Consider the following 13,917-nt stretch of genomic DNA (forward strand, 5'->3'; position numbering starts at 1 on the left):
AACGCACTGTTACAGGGATGGTGCGATGCGACACATCCCTGGAGTAGCGTTGCGCGTTTCTTCCCAGCCGCACTCCCCATGTCCGACCTCCTCCAGGCGCCTCGTCGTCCCCTTCGCTGTGCCGTCGTGCTGGCCATTGCCGTGGCCGGAGGCTGCTCCGGCGACAAGCCAGCGGCTGCGCCGCCGCCGCGGGTGGGGGTGCTGACCCTGGGCGCGCGCACGCTGCCGGTCGAGCGCACCCTGGCCGGTCGCACCGTGGCCTACGAGACCGCCGACGTGCGCCCGCAAGTCGGCGGGCTGCTGCGCCAGCGCCTGTTCCAGGAGGGCCAGGAGGTCAAGGCCGGGCAGGCGCTGTACGTGATCGACCCGGCACCGTACCAGGCCGCCTACGACATCGCCCGCGGCAACCTGGTGCAGGCCGAGGCGGCGCTGGCCAGCGCACGGCCCAAGGCCGAGCGCACCCGCACGCTCACCGACATGGATGCGGCCAGCAAGCAGGACGCCGACGACGCGCTGTCCACCCTGCACCAGGACGAGGCGGCGGTGGTCGCGGCCAAGGCGGCGCTGCAGGCGGCGCGGATCAATCTCGACTACACCCGCATCACCGCACCGATCTCCGGCACCATCGGCACCTCCGCCTACACCGTCGGCGCGTTGCTCACCGCCGCGCAGGACGCAGCGCTGACCACCATCCAGCGGCTGGACCCGATCTACCTGGACGTCACCCAGTCCAGCACGCAGATGCTGGCGCTGCGCCGCCAGCTCGATGCCGGGCAGATCCACGCCATCGACGGCAAGGCGCAGGTGCAGGTGCGGCTGGAGGACGGCAGCACCTACCCGCATGCCGGCACCCTCGAATTCGTCGGCACCCAGGTCAACGCCGGCACCGGCAACGTCACCCTGCGCGCGGTGGTGCCCAACCCCGAGCACCTGCTGCTGCCGGGCATGTACCTGCGCGCGGTATTGCCGATGGCCACCGACCAGGGCGCGGTGCTGGTGCCGCAGCAGGCGGTGACCCGCGACAGCAAGGGCGAGCCGCTGGTGAAGCTGCTCGACGCGCACGACAAGGTGGTGGAGCGGCACATCCGCACCGGCGAGGCCCTGGGCCACGACTGGGTGGTGGAGTCCGGGCTCAAGCCGGGCGAGCGCCTGATCGTGGTCAACGGCAGCCGCGCCGAACTCGGCAAGCCGGCGCAGCCGTATCCGGTCACCGCCGCCCAGCTCGACGCCGCGCCGGCGCTGCCGGGCGACGACGCCCAGGCCGACTGAGGACCCCCGCATGTCGCGCTTCTTCGTCAACCACCCGGTGGTGGCCTGGGTCATGGCCATCGTCATCGTCCTGATCGGCATGCTGGCCATCCATGGGCTGCCGGTCGAACGCTATCCGCACATGGCGCCGCCCACCATCACCGTGCGCGCCACCTACACCGGCGCCTCGGCGCAGACGGTGGAGAACACCGTCACCCAGCTGATCGAGCAGTCGCAGCAGAGCCTGGACCACCTGCTGTACATGACCTCCACCAGCGCCTCGGACGGCACCGCGCAGGTCAACCTGGTGTTCGAGACCGGCACCAACGCCGATACCGCGCAGGTGCAGGTGCAGAACCAGTTGCAGTCGGTGATGTCGGTGTTGCCGCAGGCGGTGCAGCAGAACGGCCTGGTCATCACCAAGTCCAGCGGGTCGCTGTTCGAGGTGGTGGCGTTCACGTCCGACGACGGCAGCATGGACAACTTCGATGTCGCCAACTACATGGAATCGAACATCGACGACCAGATCAGCCGCGTCAGCGGCGTCGGCAACATCCAGCCGCTGGGCTCGGAATACGCCATGCGCATCTGGCTGGACCCGGAGAAGCTGCGCAAGTACGCGCTGATGCCCTCGGACGTGGAGAACGCGCTGCAGTCGCAGAACACCGACGTGTCGGCCGGCGAGATCGGCGGCCAGCCGGCGTTGCGCGGGCAGCGCCTGGACGCCACCGTGACCACCCGCAGCCGCCTGCAGACCCCGGCCCAGTTCGGCGCGATCGTGCTCAAGAGCGATGCCAGCGGCGCCGCCGTGCACCTGTCGGACGTGGCCAGGATCGGCCTGGGCCCGGAGACCTACGACAGCATCACCCGCTTCAACGGCAAGCCCTCGGCCTCGCTGGGCATCGAGCTCAACTCCGACGCCAACGCGGTGGAGACCTCCAGGGCGATCGACCAGCGCCTGCAGGAACTCAAGCAGTACTGGCCGCACGGCTTCAACTACCACATCGCCTTCAGCACCACGCCGTTCGTCACCACCTCGATCAAGGAAGTGGTCATCACCCTGATCGAGGCGGTGCTGCTGGTGGTGGCGGTGATGTACCTGTTCCTGCAGAACTGGCGCGCCACGCTGATCCCGACCATCGCCGTGCCGGTGGTGCTGATGGGCACCTTCGGCGTGCTCGCCGCGTTCGGCTACTCGATCAACACCCTGACCATGTTCGCGATGGTGCTGGCGATCGGCCTGCTGGTCGACGACGCCATCGTGGTGGTGGAGAACGTGGAGCGGGTCATGGGCCAGGAAGGCCTGCCGCCGAAGGAAGCGACGCTGCGCTCGATGCAGCAGATCGGCGGCGCCCTGGTCGGCATCGTGCTGGTGCTGACCGCGGTGTTCGTGCCGATGGCGTTCTTCAACGGCGTCACCGGCGTGATCTACCGGCAGTTCTCGATCACCATCGCCGCCTCGATGATCCTGTCGGTGCTGGTGGCGATGACCCTGACCCCGGCGCTGTGCGTGACCATCCTCAAGCCGCTGCACCAGGGCGAGGCGCCGATCGGGTCGCACGGGCGTCTGGGCTGGTTCTTCATCTGGTTCAACACCCGCTTCCGGCACCTGTCCGAGCGCTACCGCACGCTGGTCGAGCGGGTGCTGGGCCGGCGCGCGCTGGGCCTGGTCGCCTATGCGCTGCTGATCGCGATCACCGGCCTGCTGCTGTGGCGCCTGCCCGGCGCGTTCCTGCCCGACGAGGACGAGGGCATGCTCAACGTGCTGGTCAAGCTGCCGGCCGGCTCCACCCTGGAGCAGACCCTGGCGGTGACCGACCGGCTGACCAAGGCCGCGCTGAAGGACCCGGGCGTGCGCTCGGTGCTGTCTTCGGCCGGTTTCAGCGTCACCGGTGCCGGCCAGAACGTCGGCATGGCCTTCGTGCGGCTGAAGGACTGGGACGATCGCGACGACGATGCGGCGACCATCGCCGACCATCTGAACAAGGCGCTGGCCGACGTGCCCGACGCGGAACTGTTCGTGACCTCGCCGCCGGCGATCACCGGCCTGGGCGACGCCTCCGGCTTCACTTTCGAACTGATGGACTACGAAGGCGCCGGCCACGCCGCCCTGGTCGCCGCGCGCGACAAGCTGCTGCGCCTGGCCCAGCACGATCCCAAGCTGATGAACGTGCGCTACGCCAGCCTGGAGGACGCGCCGGTGTACGCGGTCAAGATCGACGATGCGAAGGCGCAGGCGCTGGGCGTGGACCCGGGCGACATCAACGCCACGCTCAACAGCGCGCTCGGCGGCGACTTCGTCAACAACTTCATCTACAAGGGCCGCATCAAGAAGGTGTTCGTGCAGGGCGATGCCGACGCGCGCATGGCGCCGCAGGACCTGGACCGCTGGACGGTGCGCAACGGCGGCGGCGACATGGTGCCGATGTCGGCCTTCACCCGCTCGCACTGGACCAGCGCGCCGGCCGCGCTGGAGCGCTACAACGGCGTGTCGGCGATGGAACTGACCGGCCAGGCGGTGCCCGGGGTCAGCTCCGGCGCGGCGATGGACGCGATGGCCGAACTGAGCAAGCAGTTGCCGCACGGCTTCGGCTACGCGTGGTCGGACATGGCCTACCAGGAGAAGCTGTCGGCCAACCAGGCGCCGGCGCTGTACGCGATCTCGCTGCTGTTCGTGTTCCTGTGCCTGGTGGCGCTGTACGAGAGCTGGTCGATCCCGTTCGCGGTGATGCTGGCGGTGCCGGTGGGCGTGTTCGGCGCGGTGCTGCTGATGACCCTGCGCGGGCTGGAGAACGACGTCTACTTCCAGGTCGGCCTGCTGACCACGGTGGGCCTGGCGGCGAAGAACGGCATCCTCATCGTCGAGTTCGCGCGCGACCTCGAACACCGCGGCGAAAGCCTGCTCGCCGCCACCCTGCACGCGGTGCAGATGCGCCTGCGGCCGATCCTGATGACCTCGCTGGCGTTCCTGCTCGGCGTGCTGCCGCTGGTGTTCAGCAAGGGCGCCGGCTCGGCCGCGCGCCACTCGCTGGGCACCGGCGTCACCGGCGGCACCCTGGCCTCGATCACCCTGGGCCTGTTCTTCGTGCCGCTGTTCTACGTGATCGTGCGGCGGATGTTCCCCGGGCGCCCGGCCGCCACCGAGGAGGCGCAGGCATGAGCGCGATCTCCCGCATGAGCGTGGCGGCGGCCACGCTGCTGGCCCTGTCCGGCTGCACCCTGGCGCCGACCTACGTGCGCCCCGCGGCGCCGGTACCGGCCGACCTGGCCGCGGCCGATGCGGCGCCCGCGACCGGCGCCGCCACCGACACGCTGGCGATGCCGGACTGGCAGCAGGTGTTCCTGGATCCGCGGCTGCGCCAGACCATCGCGCTGGCGCTGCAGAACAACCGCGACCTGCGCGTGGCGATGCTGTCCATCGACAAGGCGCGCGCGCAGTACCGCATCCAGCGTGCCGCGCAGCTGCCGTCGTTCGACGCCAACGCCAGCATGAGCCGCGGCCGCAGCAGCGCCGCCAGCAACGACGACGGCGTCTCCCAGGTCAGCACCAGCGACACCCTGCAGGTCGGGCTCAGCAGCTGGCAGTTGGACCTGTTCGGGCAACTGCGCAGCCTCAGGCAGGAGGCCCTGCAGAACTGGCTGTCCAGCGCCGAGAACCAGCGCAGCGTGCGCCTGAGCCTGGTCGCCCAGGTCGCCGCGGCATGGCTGACCGTGGGCGCTGACCAGGAACAACTGACCCTGGCGCAGCAGACCCTGGACAGCCAGACCCAGACCCTGCAACTGACCGAGCGCCGGCACAGCATCGGCAGCGTGTCCGGGCTGGACCTGGCGCAGCAGCAGACCAGCGTGGAATCGGCACGCGTGGCCGTCGCCAGCGCCGCCACCCAGTTGGCGCAGGCGCGCGATGCGCTGCAGCTGCTGGTGGGCGCGCCGGTGGAGGCGGCGCTGCTGCCGACCGCACAGGCGATGCAGGACAGCGTCGCGCTGGCGCCGCTGCCGGCGCGCCTGTCCTCGACGGTGCTGCTGCAGCGCCCGGACGTGCTCGCCGCCGAGCACACCCTGCAGGCGGCCAACGCCGACATCGGCGCCGCACGCGCGGCCTTCTTCCCGTCGCTGAGCCTGACCGCCTCGACCGGACGCAGCAGCGATGCGCTGTCCACGCTGTTCTCCGCCGGCAGCCGCACCTGGTCGTTCGTGCCCAGCATCACCGCGCCGATCTTCCACGCCGGCGCGCTGAAGGCCTCGCTGGACGCGTCCAGGCTGGGCAAGGACATCGCCGTGGCGCAGTACGAGAAGGCGATCCAGTCGGCCTTCGCCGAAGTGGCCGACGCCCTGGCCGCGCGCGACCATCTGCAGGCGCAGCTGACCGCGCAGCAGGCCCTGGTCGACGCCAGCCAGCGCAGCTACACCCTGGCCGACGCGCGCTACCGCGCCGGCCTGGACGGCCACCTGGCGGTGCTGGATGCGCAGCGCTCGCTGTACGCCGCGCAGCAGGCGCTGATCGCGCTGCGCCTGCAGGACGCCAGCAACCGCGTCACCCTGTACCAGGTGCTCGGCGGCGGCGCCGACGCCCAGGCCCCTGCCGCGCCCTGAGCCGGAGTGGGGCAGGCCTGGGCGCCTGAGGCAAGACCGTGGACAGAGAGTAAAGCGGAGCTCGAGGCGGGCCTGAGCATGCAGAAGCGTCGCCACGCGCGACGCCCCCCTGTGGGAGGGACTTCAGTCCCGACGCATGGCAGCTGGACGCCGTCCAACTGACGACCCAGGCGACGTCCTGTGCGACATCCCATCACGCCCCGCGGCCAGCCGCGCGCTGTTTCCCTGACCGACCCCGGTCGCACGCAACGGCACGTGACGCGCAGTTAGCGCGGGAGGCGCTTGTTCTGGGAGGGACTTCAGTCCCGACGCGATAGCCGTCGAGCGCCTCTCCAACCATCGACCCAGGCAACGCGCGCGCGCCCTCGCGGCACACAGCACGACAGCCGCGCCACCGTCTCGATCGCTGAACGCAGCGGCACGCCTCGGCGGACGTCGTAGACAAATGCCGGACGCTTGCGCGCCGCATCTCGTGCGTCGCACAGGCCGCAGGCCGCACCGGACGCAGCTTCGGCGCGTTCGCGACACCCGCGACGCCGCACCGATGCGCCGGGCACGACGCCAGGCTTGGGCCATAATCGCGGCGACCCACTCCAGGTATGCCGCACCCGATGAAGATTCCTCCGAGCCTGCAGCCGTTGATCGACGATGGCGTCATCGACGGCGTGCTGCGCCCGCTCAAGAGCGGCAAGGAGGCCGCGGTCTACGTGGTCCAGGCCGGCGACGACGTGCTCTGCGCCAAGGTCTACAAGGACATGGCGCAGCGCAGCTTCCAGGCGCGCGTGCAGTACCAGGAAGGGCGCAAGGTGCGCGGCAGCCGCCAGGCGCGGGCGATCGGGAAGGCCAGCAAGTTCGGCCGCCGCGAGCAGGAAGCGGCGTGGAAGGACACCGAGGCCAACACCCTGTACCAGTTGGTGGATGCCGGCGTGCACGTGCCGCAGCCGCGCGGCTATTTCCACGGCGTGCTGCTGATGGACCTGGTCACCGACGCCGACGGGCAGAGCGCGCCGCGGCTGAGCGAAGTGGAACTGGAGCCGGCGCAGGCGCAGGCCTTCCACGCACAGCTGGTCGGCGACGTGGTCAAGATGCTGTGCCTGGGCCTGGTCCACGGCGACCTGTCCGAATACAACGTGCTGGTCGGTGCCGACGGCCCGGTGGTGATCGATTTCCCGCAGGTGGTTAGCGCCGCCGGCAACAACGCCGCCCGCACCATGCTGCTGCGCGACGTGCACAACCTGCGCGATTGCCTGGGGCGCTTCGCCCCCGAGCTCAACGCCACCCATTACGGCGAGGAGATGTGGGCGCTGTACGAGAAGGGCACGCTGCGCCCGGACAGCGCGCTCACCGGCCGCTTCGCCTTCGATACCCGCCGTGCCGACGTGCGCGCGGTGCGCGCCTCGATCGAGGACGCGCGGCAGGAGGCCATCATCCGCCAGCAGGGCCGCGAGGCCGCCGCGCAGGACGACTAGCGCGGTTCTCCCGCTCCGAGCACGCCGCGCGGCGCGAACCCTGTGGTCGCGCACGCGCATGTTGCGCTGCAATGCGGCGCAGCCACGTGCGCGACACCGGCCGCCGTGCGCCGCAAACCGCGCGAAGCCTTGCCACACCTGCATTGCGCACGCCTCCGCGCCGCTGCAGGCGGCCCTCTGCCGCTGGCCCGCCAGGCGCCGTGATGCGCGTTCCAGTTCGATTATTTGCGGAAATGGTTATAAGAAATAACAATCTGGCCGACGCCGCTTGCGCAGCCGCCCCGGGAGGGCCACCCATGTATTTCGATCCAGACGTCGTCCGTTTCTTCGCCCTGGCGCAGCAGTCCGGGCAGCCGCCGATGGAGGCACTGCCCTTGCCCGAGGCGCGGGCGATGATGCGCGGCGTCGCCGCGCAGTTCGGGTTCCCGCGCGCGGAGATGGCCGAGGTCCGCGACCTTCATGCGCCGGGTCCGGCCGCGCCGATTCCGCTGCGCCTGTACCGCCCGCACGGCCTCGACGCCGGCCCGGCGCCGACCTGCCTCTACGCGCATGGCGGCGGCGGTGTGGTCGGCGATCTCGACTCGCACGACGACGTGTGCCGGCAACTGGCCGCGCGCGCCGGCTGCCAGGTGCTGGCGGTGGACTACCGGCTGGCGCCCGAGCATCCGGCGCCGGCCGGCATCGAGGACGTGATCGCGGTGGTGCACTGGGTGGCCGCGCATCCGGGCGAGGTCGGCGCCGATCCGCAGCGCCTGGCCATCGCCGGCGACAGCATGGGCGGCGCCCTGGCGGCCAGCGCTGCGCTGGCCGCGCGCGATGCCGGCATCGCCCTGCGCTGCCAGATCCTGATCTATCCGCTGACCGACGTGCGCGCGGACAACCCCTTTCCCTCGCGCGTGCACAACGCCGGCATCCCGCCGCTGACCGAGGCGGCAATGCGCTACTTCGACCGCCAGTTGCTGCCGGACCCGTCGCTGGCGTCGGACTGGCGCATCTCGCCGGTGGTGGCGCCGGACGTGGCCGGCGTCGCCCCGGCGCTGGTGGTGCTGGCCGAGCGCGACGCGCTGCACGACGAAGGCCTGCACTACGCGCAGCGCCTGCGCGAGGCCGGCGTGGAAACCCTGGTGCGCGTCCACCCCGGAATGATCCACGGCTTCATCAACATGGGCAGCGTGCTGCGCGTGGCGGGCGAAACCCTGGACCTGGCCGCGCTGCTGCTGCGCCAGCGGCTGCTGCCGGTGGCCGCGCAGGACTGAGCCCTACCTCAGCGAGTCCCGCTTCCCGGCAATCGCCGCCGGTGGTGGCGCGCGCTGCCCCGCCTGACGCGCTGCACCCGTGGCATCCGTCGTAGGAGCGGCTTCAGCCGCGACAGGGCATTGCCGATGTGCGGCCCGGTCGCGGCTGAAGCCGCTCCTACGTGGGGCTGCGTGCGATGCGCGTTCGCGACCGATCACGCCACCCGGCTGCGGCGCGCCCGTTCCAGGTGCACCAGCAGCAGCGAGATCGCCGCCGGGGTCATGCCGGGGATGCGTTGCGCCTGGCCCACGGTCTGCGGGCGCACGCGTTCGAGCTTCTGCTGCACTTCGGCCGACAGCCCGCGCACCTGGGCGTAGTCGAACGCGGCCGGGATCGGGGTGTCCTCGTGGCGCTGCTGGCGTGCGATCTCCTCGCGCTGGCGGTCCAGGTAGCCGGCGTACTTGATGCCGATCTCCACCTGCTCGGCCACTTGCGCGTCGGCCACGCCCGGGCCCAGCGACGGCACCCGCATCAGCGCGGCGTAGTCCAGTTCCGGGCGCTTGATCAGGTCCAGCACGTTGGTCTCGCGGCTCACCGCCACGCCCAGCGTGGCCGCGACCTCGCGGCCCAGCGCGTTGCCCGGGGTGGCCCACAGCGCGCGCAGGCGCTCGTTCTCGCGCGCCACCGCCTCCTGCTTGGCCTGGAACCGCGCCCAGCGCGTTTCCTCGACGATGCCCAGGTCGTGGCCGATGCCGGTCAGGCGCGCATCGGCGTTGTCCTCGCGCAGCTGCAGCCGGTACTCGGCGCGGCTGGTGAACATGCGGTACGGCTCGCTGGTGCCGTGGGTGATCAGGTCGTCGATCAGCACGCCGATGTAGGCCTGGTCGCGGCGCGGCGACCAGGGTTCCAGCCCGCGCACCTGGCGTGCGGCGTTGAGGCCGGCGATCAGGCCCTGCGCGGCCGCTTCCTCGTAGCCGGTGGTGCCGTTGATCTGCCCTGCGAAGAACAGCCCGGGCATGGCCTTGGTCTCCAGCGAGGCCTTGAGCCCGCGCGGGTCGAAGAAGTCGTATTCGATGGCGTAGCCGGGGCGGGTGATGTGGGCGCGCTCGAAGCCGCGGATCGAGCGCACCAGCTCCAGCTGCACGTCGAACGGCAGCGAGGTGGAGATGCCGTTGGGGTAGATCTCGACCACGTCCAGGCCTTCCGGCTCGACGAAGATCTGGTGGCTGGCCTTCTCGGCGAAGCGCACCACCTTGTCCTCGATCGAGGGGCAGTAGCGCGGGCCGATGCCTTCGATCTGGCCGGTGTACAGCGGCGAGCGGTCCAGCGCGCCGCGGATGATGGCGTGGGTGCGCTCGGTGGTGTGGGTGATCCAGCACGAGACCTGGCGCGGATGCTGGGCGACCTCGCCCAGGAACGACATCACCGGCAGCGGATCGTCGCCGGGCTGTTCCTCCATCGCCGCGTAGTCCAAGCTGCGCCCGTCGATGCGTGGCGGGGTGCCGGTCTTGAGCCGGTCCACGCCGAAGCGGCCGTCGCGCAGCGCCTGCGCCAGCGCGGTGGCCGGTGGATCGCCGGCGCGGCCACCGGCGTACTGGGTCTGGCCGATATGGATCTTGCCGGCCAGGAAGGTGCCGGCGGTCAGGACCACCGCCGCGGCCTCGAAGCGCAGCCCGGTCTGGGTCAGCACGCCGCGCACGCGCTCGCCGTCCATGACCAGGTCGTCCACCGCGGCCTGGAACAGGGTCAGGTTCGGCTGCGATTCGACCAGGCGCCGGATCGCGCTGCGGTACAGGCTGCGGTCGGCCTGGCAACGGGTCGCGCGCACCGCCGGCCCCTTGGACGCGTTGAGGGTGCGCCACTGGATGCCGGCCAGGTCCGCGGCCTGTGCCATCGCCCCGCCCAGCGCGTCGATCTCCTTGACCAGGTGGCCCTTGCCGATGCCGCCGATGGCCGGGTTGCAGCTCATCGCCCCCACCGTCTCCACGTTGTGGGTCAGCAGCAGGGTGCGCGCGCCGGCACGCGCGGACGCCAGCGCCGCCTCGGTGCCGGCATGGCCGCCGCCGATCACGATCACGTCATAGCGGTAGAAGGAATCGCTCATCGGGGTCTCACGGCCGGCCCCATGAGCCGGCGGAAGGGGGCCGCAGGCGGGAGCGCCCTAGGCGGGAACAGGAATTTTAGCGGTTGCATCACAAATTGCAGATCTGGGCCTCAAGTTGGCACGCAATCTGCAGATATTCCCACTGCACCCAACGTGGCAATGCGTCAGGGGCGTATGACTGGAATTGGAACAGGGGCCAGTCACGCGCACGTTGGGGGAGCTGGGGGCCGGTAGTCGGGGGACTACCGGCCCTTTTTTATGCCCGTTTTTCGCCCGGCGCCGGCGCCGTGCCAGCAACGGCAAAGCCCCAACGCGAAAAGCCCCGGCGGACCGGGGCTTTTCGTTGTGAGGCGCCGACGCCCGACAGGGCCGGAACAGGGGGGATCCAGATTTCCCTGTCGGACATCGACATAGACGGTGGGGTCACCCCTTCGGGTCATAAAGCGACGCAGTCGGTCACCCCGTAGGACGTAGAGTGCGTGTTGGGGCTGGCGAACGCAAGCCCTTTCTCAGGGCTCGAGTGTGCGACGTGTCCCATTGCTGCGCCCCATATTGCCGGGGCGCGGGGCAGGCGGGCGCTGCATCCCCTCGGGGCGCTGCATCGCCGGCCGGGCCGGCTGCATCGACTGCGGCCGCGGCGACGAATTGAGCGCGTCCGGACGCCGCAGGCGGTCCATGTCGCGCCAGGGCGAGGGCACCCGACCGCCCACGCTGGGCAGCGGGGGGCGCGAACCGCCGTCGTCCGGCCGCGGACGCGGCGGCGGGCGGTGGCGCGGGCCGTCGTAGCCGCGATAGTAGTAATACGGCACGCCGTAGCCGTAGTAGCCGTAGTACGCAGGGCCGTAACCGTAGTAGGGCACCGCGCCGTAAGGCGAGTAGTACTCGGAATAGCCGGCGGGGTAGCGGTACTGGACCGAGGGCGCGCCACGGTAGTAGCCACCGTCGCCGCCTCCGGCGTAATCGTAGGTGGCGCAGCCGCCCAGTGCGGCCAGCAGTCCAGCGGCGCAGATCAGGCGCAGTTTCATGGCGTTTGCCCTCCAGCAGGCTGGCTGACAGGTTCGGTCCGTTGCATTGAATCCCCCCTTAACTTCCCGCGCCGCACTTGAACGCTTAAGTCGCGCGCAACGGCGGCGAACCGGCGCGGCTGGCGGGCGCTGCACGTTGGCGACGATACGCTACCCTTTCGCGCATGGTCTCACGTTTTCTGCCCGAGTTCGGCGACGTCCTGGCGGCCGCCGCACGCATTGCCGCGCACGCGCGGCCGACCCCGGTGCTGCGTTCGCAGGCGCTGGATGCCGCCAGCGGCGCGCAGCTGTACTTCAAGGCCGAACACCTGCAGCGCGGCGGCGCGTTCAAGTTCCGCGGCGCCTGCAACGCAGTGTGGGCGCTGGATCCGGCACAGGCGGCCTGCGGGGTGGTCACCCACTCCTCGGGCAACCACGGCGCGGCGCTGGCCCTGGCCGCGCGTACCCGTGGCATCGGCTGCCATGTGGTGGTGCCGGAAGGCGCGGTCGCCGCCAAGCTCGCCAACATCGCCCGCCACGGCGCCACCCTGTGGCGCTGCGCGCCCAGCATCGCCGCCCGCGAGGCGCTGTGCGCCCAGGTGCAGCGCGACACCGGCGCGACCCTGGTGCATCCCTATGCCGATCCGGCGGTGATCGCCGGGCAGGGCACCGCCGCGCTGGAACTGCTGGACGCCAGCGGCGGGCTGGACCTGCTGGTGGTGCCGGTCGGCGGCGGTGGCCTGGCCGCGGGCAGCCGCCTGGCCCTGTCGGCGCTGGCGCCGCAGGCGCAGCTGCTGCTGGCCGAGCCGGCCGGTGCCGCCGATACCGCGCGCTCGCTGGCCGCCGGCGAGCGCCGCGTGGACATGGTCCCGGACACGATCTGCGACGGCTTGCGCGGCAGCCTCGGCGAACCCAACTTCGCCCTGCTTCACGGCCATGCCGAGGTGCTGGTGGTGGACGACGCGGCGACCGTGGCGGCGATGCGGCTGCTGTGGCAGGTGCTCAAGCAGGTGGTGGAGCCGTCCTCGGCGATCGCCCTGGCGGCGGTGCTGGCGCAGCCGGCACGCTTCGCCGGGCGCCGGGTGGGAGTGATCCTGTCCGGCGGCAACGTCGACCTGGATGCCTTGCCGTGGGGCGCGGCATGAGCGCGCGGGGCGGGTTCCGCTGGCTGCGCTGGCTGCTGCGCCTGGCGGCGTTGCTGGGGTTGTGGCTGCTGGGCGTGGCGATCTACATCGTCTGGGTCGGCGACCGCGACCAGGCGGCGCCGGCGGACGCGATCATCGTGCTCGGCGCCGCGGCCTACGACGCCAAGCCCTCGCCGGTGTTCGAGGAGCGCATCCGCCACGGCCTGGACCTGTACCAGCGCGGCTACGCGCCGACCCTGATCTTCACCGGCGGCTTCGGCAACGGCGCGCGCTTCGCCGAGTCGCAGGTGGCAAGGCGCTACGCGCTGCGCCACGACGTGCCGGCCGATGCGATCCTGATCGAGACGGTGTCGCGCACCACCCGGCAGAACCTGATCGAGGCGCGGCGGCTGATGCGCGAACACGGCCTGCACCGGGCCATCGTGGTCAGCGATCCGCTGCACATGGCGCGGGCGCTGCGGCTGTGCCAGGAACTGCAGATCGACGCGCTGGCCTCGTCGACCCCGAGCAGCCGCTTCCGCAGCTTCCAGACCCGCTGGCGCTTCCTGCTGCAGGAGCTGTACTTCTTCCATCGCGACCTGCTGGAGCGGGGCGTCGAGCACGGCGGCGAGACCGTATGATGGGCCTTTCCACGGCCGGAGGGCGGCAGCCATGAGCAACCACGGAGTTCCTGGGCAGGACCAGTCCATCGCCCTGGTCCAGGCCTATTACGCCGCGTTCAACCGCGGCGACTGGGACGGCATGCTGGGCATGCTCAGCGACGACGTCGCCCACGATCTCAACCAGGGCGCGCGCGAGACCGGCAAGGACGCGTTCGCCGCCTTCCTGCAGCGCATGAACGCCAGCTACCGCGAGCAGTTGCACGACATCGTGGTGCTGGCCGCGCAGGACGGCCGCCGCGCCGCCGCCGAGTACGTGGTGCATGGCGAATACCACCACACCGATACCGGCCTGCCGGAGGCGCGCGGCCAGCGCTACGTGCTGCCGGGCGGGGCGTTCTTCGATATCCGCGACGGCAAGATCGCCCGCGTCAGCAACTACTACAACCTCGAAGACTGGATCGCGCAGGTCTCCGCCTGAGCCGCGCGCCGGCCTGAGGCCGGTAGGCCCTCGCTGTC

The 13,917-nt window shown here is 71.0% G+C and carries 10 protein-coding genes; 8 read left to right on the top strand and 2 right to left on the bottom strand.

Annotated features, from left to right (window positions below; translation table 11 throughout):
• Nucleotides 1-126 precede the first annotated feature (126 nt).
• The 5 genes from NUG21_RS02200 (at nucleotide 127) to NUG21_RS02220 (ending at nucleotide 8,566) form a co-directional block, all read left to right on the top strand.
• Entirely contained in the window at nucleotides 127-1,269 is a 1,143-nt protein-coding gene (locus tag NUG21_RS02200; protein WP_160946743.1) for an efflux RND transporter periplasmic adaptor subunit, read from the top strand.
• Nucleotides 1,270-1,279: 10 nt separating this feature from the next.
• Complete coding sequence (locus NUG21_RS02205) at nucleotides 1,280-4,408, top strand: multidrug efflux RND transporter permease subunit (protein WP_263392148.1); 3,129 nt, start codon at nucleotides 1,280-1,282, stop codon at nucleotides 4,406-4,408.
• Nucleotides 4,405-5,841 (top strand): efflux transporter outer membrane subunit, encoded by a 1,437-nt coding sequence (locus tag NUG21_RS02210; RefSeq protein ID WP_263392149.1) that lies wholly within the window; start codon nucleotides 4,405-4,407, stop codon nucleotides 5,839-5,841. Before NUG21_RS02205 ends, NUG21_RS02210 begins: the two co-directional genes overlap by 4 nt.
• A 611-nt stretch (nucleotides 5,842-6,452) precedes the next feature.
• Nucleotides 6,453-7,310, top strand: a complete 858-nt coding sequence (locus tag NUG21_RS02215; RefSeq protein WP_048491578.1) for a PA4780 family RIO1-like protein kinase — start codon at nucleotides 6,453-6,455, stop codon at nucleotides 7,308-7,310.
• Nucleotides 7,311-7,606: 296 nt separating this feature from the next.
• On the top strand, nucleotides 7,607-8,566 hold the full coding sequence (locus NUG21_RS02220) for an alpha/beta hydrolase (RefSeq protein ID WP_263392150.1): 960 nt from the start codon (nucleotides 7,607-7,609) through the stop codon (nucleotides 8,564-8,566).
• 194 nt (nucleotides 8,567-8,760) lie between these two features.
• Here NUG21_RS02220 and mnmG read toward each other — a convergent pair whose 3' ends face one another.
• Together mnmG and NUG21_RS02230 are read right to left on the bottom strand one after the other, a co-directional pair.
• Nucleotides 8,761-10,650: a tRNA uridine-5-carboxymethylaminomethyl(34) synthesis enzyme MnmG gene (mnmG, locus tag NUG21_RS02225; protein ID WP_263392151.1), complete on the bottom strand. Its 1,890-nt coding sequence runs from the start codon at nucleotides 10,648-10,650 to the stop codon at nucleotides 8,761-8,763.
• 509 nt (nucleotides 10,651-11,159) lie between these two features.
• Entirely contained in the window at nucleotides 11,160-11,675 is a 516-nt protein-coding gene (locus tag NUG21_RS02230; RefSeq protein ID WP_263392152.1) for a hypothetical protein, read from the bottom strand.
• Nucleotides 11,676-11,839: 164 nt separating this feature from the next.
• Here NUG21_RS02230 and NUG21_RS02235 point away from each other — a divergent pair, with 164 nt between their 5' ends.
• From NUG21_RS02235 to NUG21_RS02245, 3 genes are read left to right on the top strand one after another with little or no spacing between them, the layout of a single operon-like run.
• Nucleotides 11,840-12,799, top strand: coding sequence for a pyridoxal-phosphate dependent enzyme (locus NUG21_RS02235; protein ID WP_160946736.1), 960 nt, complete (start codon nucleotides 11,840-11,842; stop codon nucleotides 12,797-12,799).
• A complete protein-coding gene (locus NUG21_RS02240) occupies nucleotides 12,796-13,419 on the top strand; it encodes a YdcF family protein (RefSeq protein ID WP_263392153.1) in 624 nt (207 codons plus the stop codon). Before NUG21_RS02235 ends, NUG21_RS02240 begins: the two co-directional genes overlap by 4 nt.
• 31 nt (nucleotides 13,420-13,450) lie before the next feature.
• On the top strand, nucleotides 13,451-13,879 hold the full coding sequence (locus tag NUG21_RS02245; RefSeq protein WP_019798792.1) for a ketosteroid isomerase-related protein: 429 nt from the start codon (nucleotides 13,451-13,453) through the stop codon (nucleotides 13,877-13,879).
• Nucleotides 13,880-13,917 lie beyond the last annotated feature (38 nt).

The sequence above is a fragment of the Xanthomonas sp. CFBP 8445 genome (assembly GCF_025666235.1).
Taxonomy (GTDB): Bacteria; Pseudomonadota; Gammaproteobacteria; order Xanthomonadales; family Xanthomonadaceae; genus Xanthomonas_A; species Xanthomonas_A indica.

Bases quoted from the DNA above. Each gene is read 5' to 3' on its own strand.
- NUG21_RS02205 (WP_263392148.1), top strand. From the start codon at position 1,280: ATGTCGCGCTTCTTCGTCAACCACCCGGTGGTGGCCTGGGTCATGGCC.
- NUG21_RS02210 (WP_263392149.1), top strand. From the start codon at position 4,405: ATGAGCGCGATCTCCCGCATGAGCGTGGCGGCGGCCACGCTGCTGGCC.
- NUG21_RS02215 (WP_048491578.1), top strand. From the start codon at position 6,453: ATGAAGATTCCTCCGAGCCTGCAGCCGTTGATCGACGATGGCGTCATC.
- NUG21_RS02220 (WP_263392150.1), top strand. From the start codon at position 7,607: ATGTATTTCGATCCAGACGTCGTCCGTTTCTTCGCCCTGGCGCAGCAG.
- mnmG (WP_263392151.1), bottom strand. From the start codon at position 10,650: ATGAGCGATTCCTTCTACCGCTATGACGTGATCGTGATCGGCGGCGGC.
- NUG21_RS02230 (WP_263392152.1), bottom strand. From the start codon at position 11,675: ATGAAACTGCGCCTGATCTGCGCCGCTGGACTGCTGGCCGCACTGGGC.
- NUG21_RS02235 (WP_160946736.1), top strand. From the start codon at position 11,840: ATGGTCTCACGTTTTCTGCCCGAGTTCGGCGACGTCCTGGCGGCCGCC.
- NUG21_RS02240 (WP_263392153.1), top strand. From the start codon at position 12,796: ATGAGCGCGCGGGGCGGGTTCCGCTGGCTGCGCTGGCTGCTGCGCCTG.
- NUG21_RS02245 (WP_019798792.1), top strand. From the start codon at position 13,451: ATGAGCAACCACGGAGTTCCTGGGCAGGACCAGTCCATCGCCCTGGTC.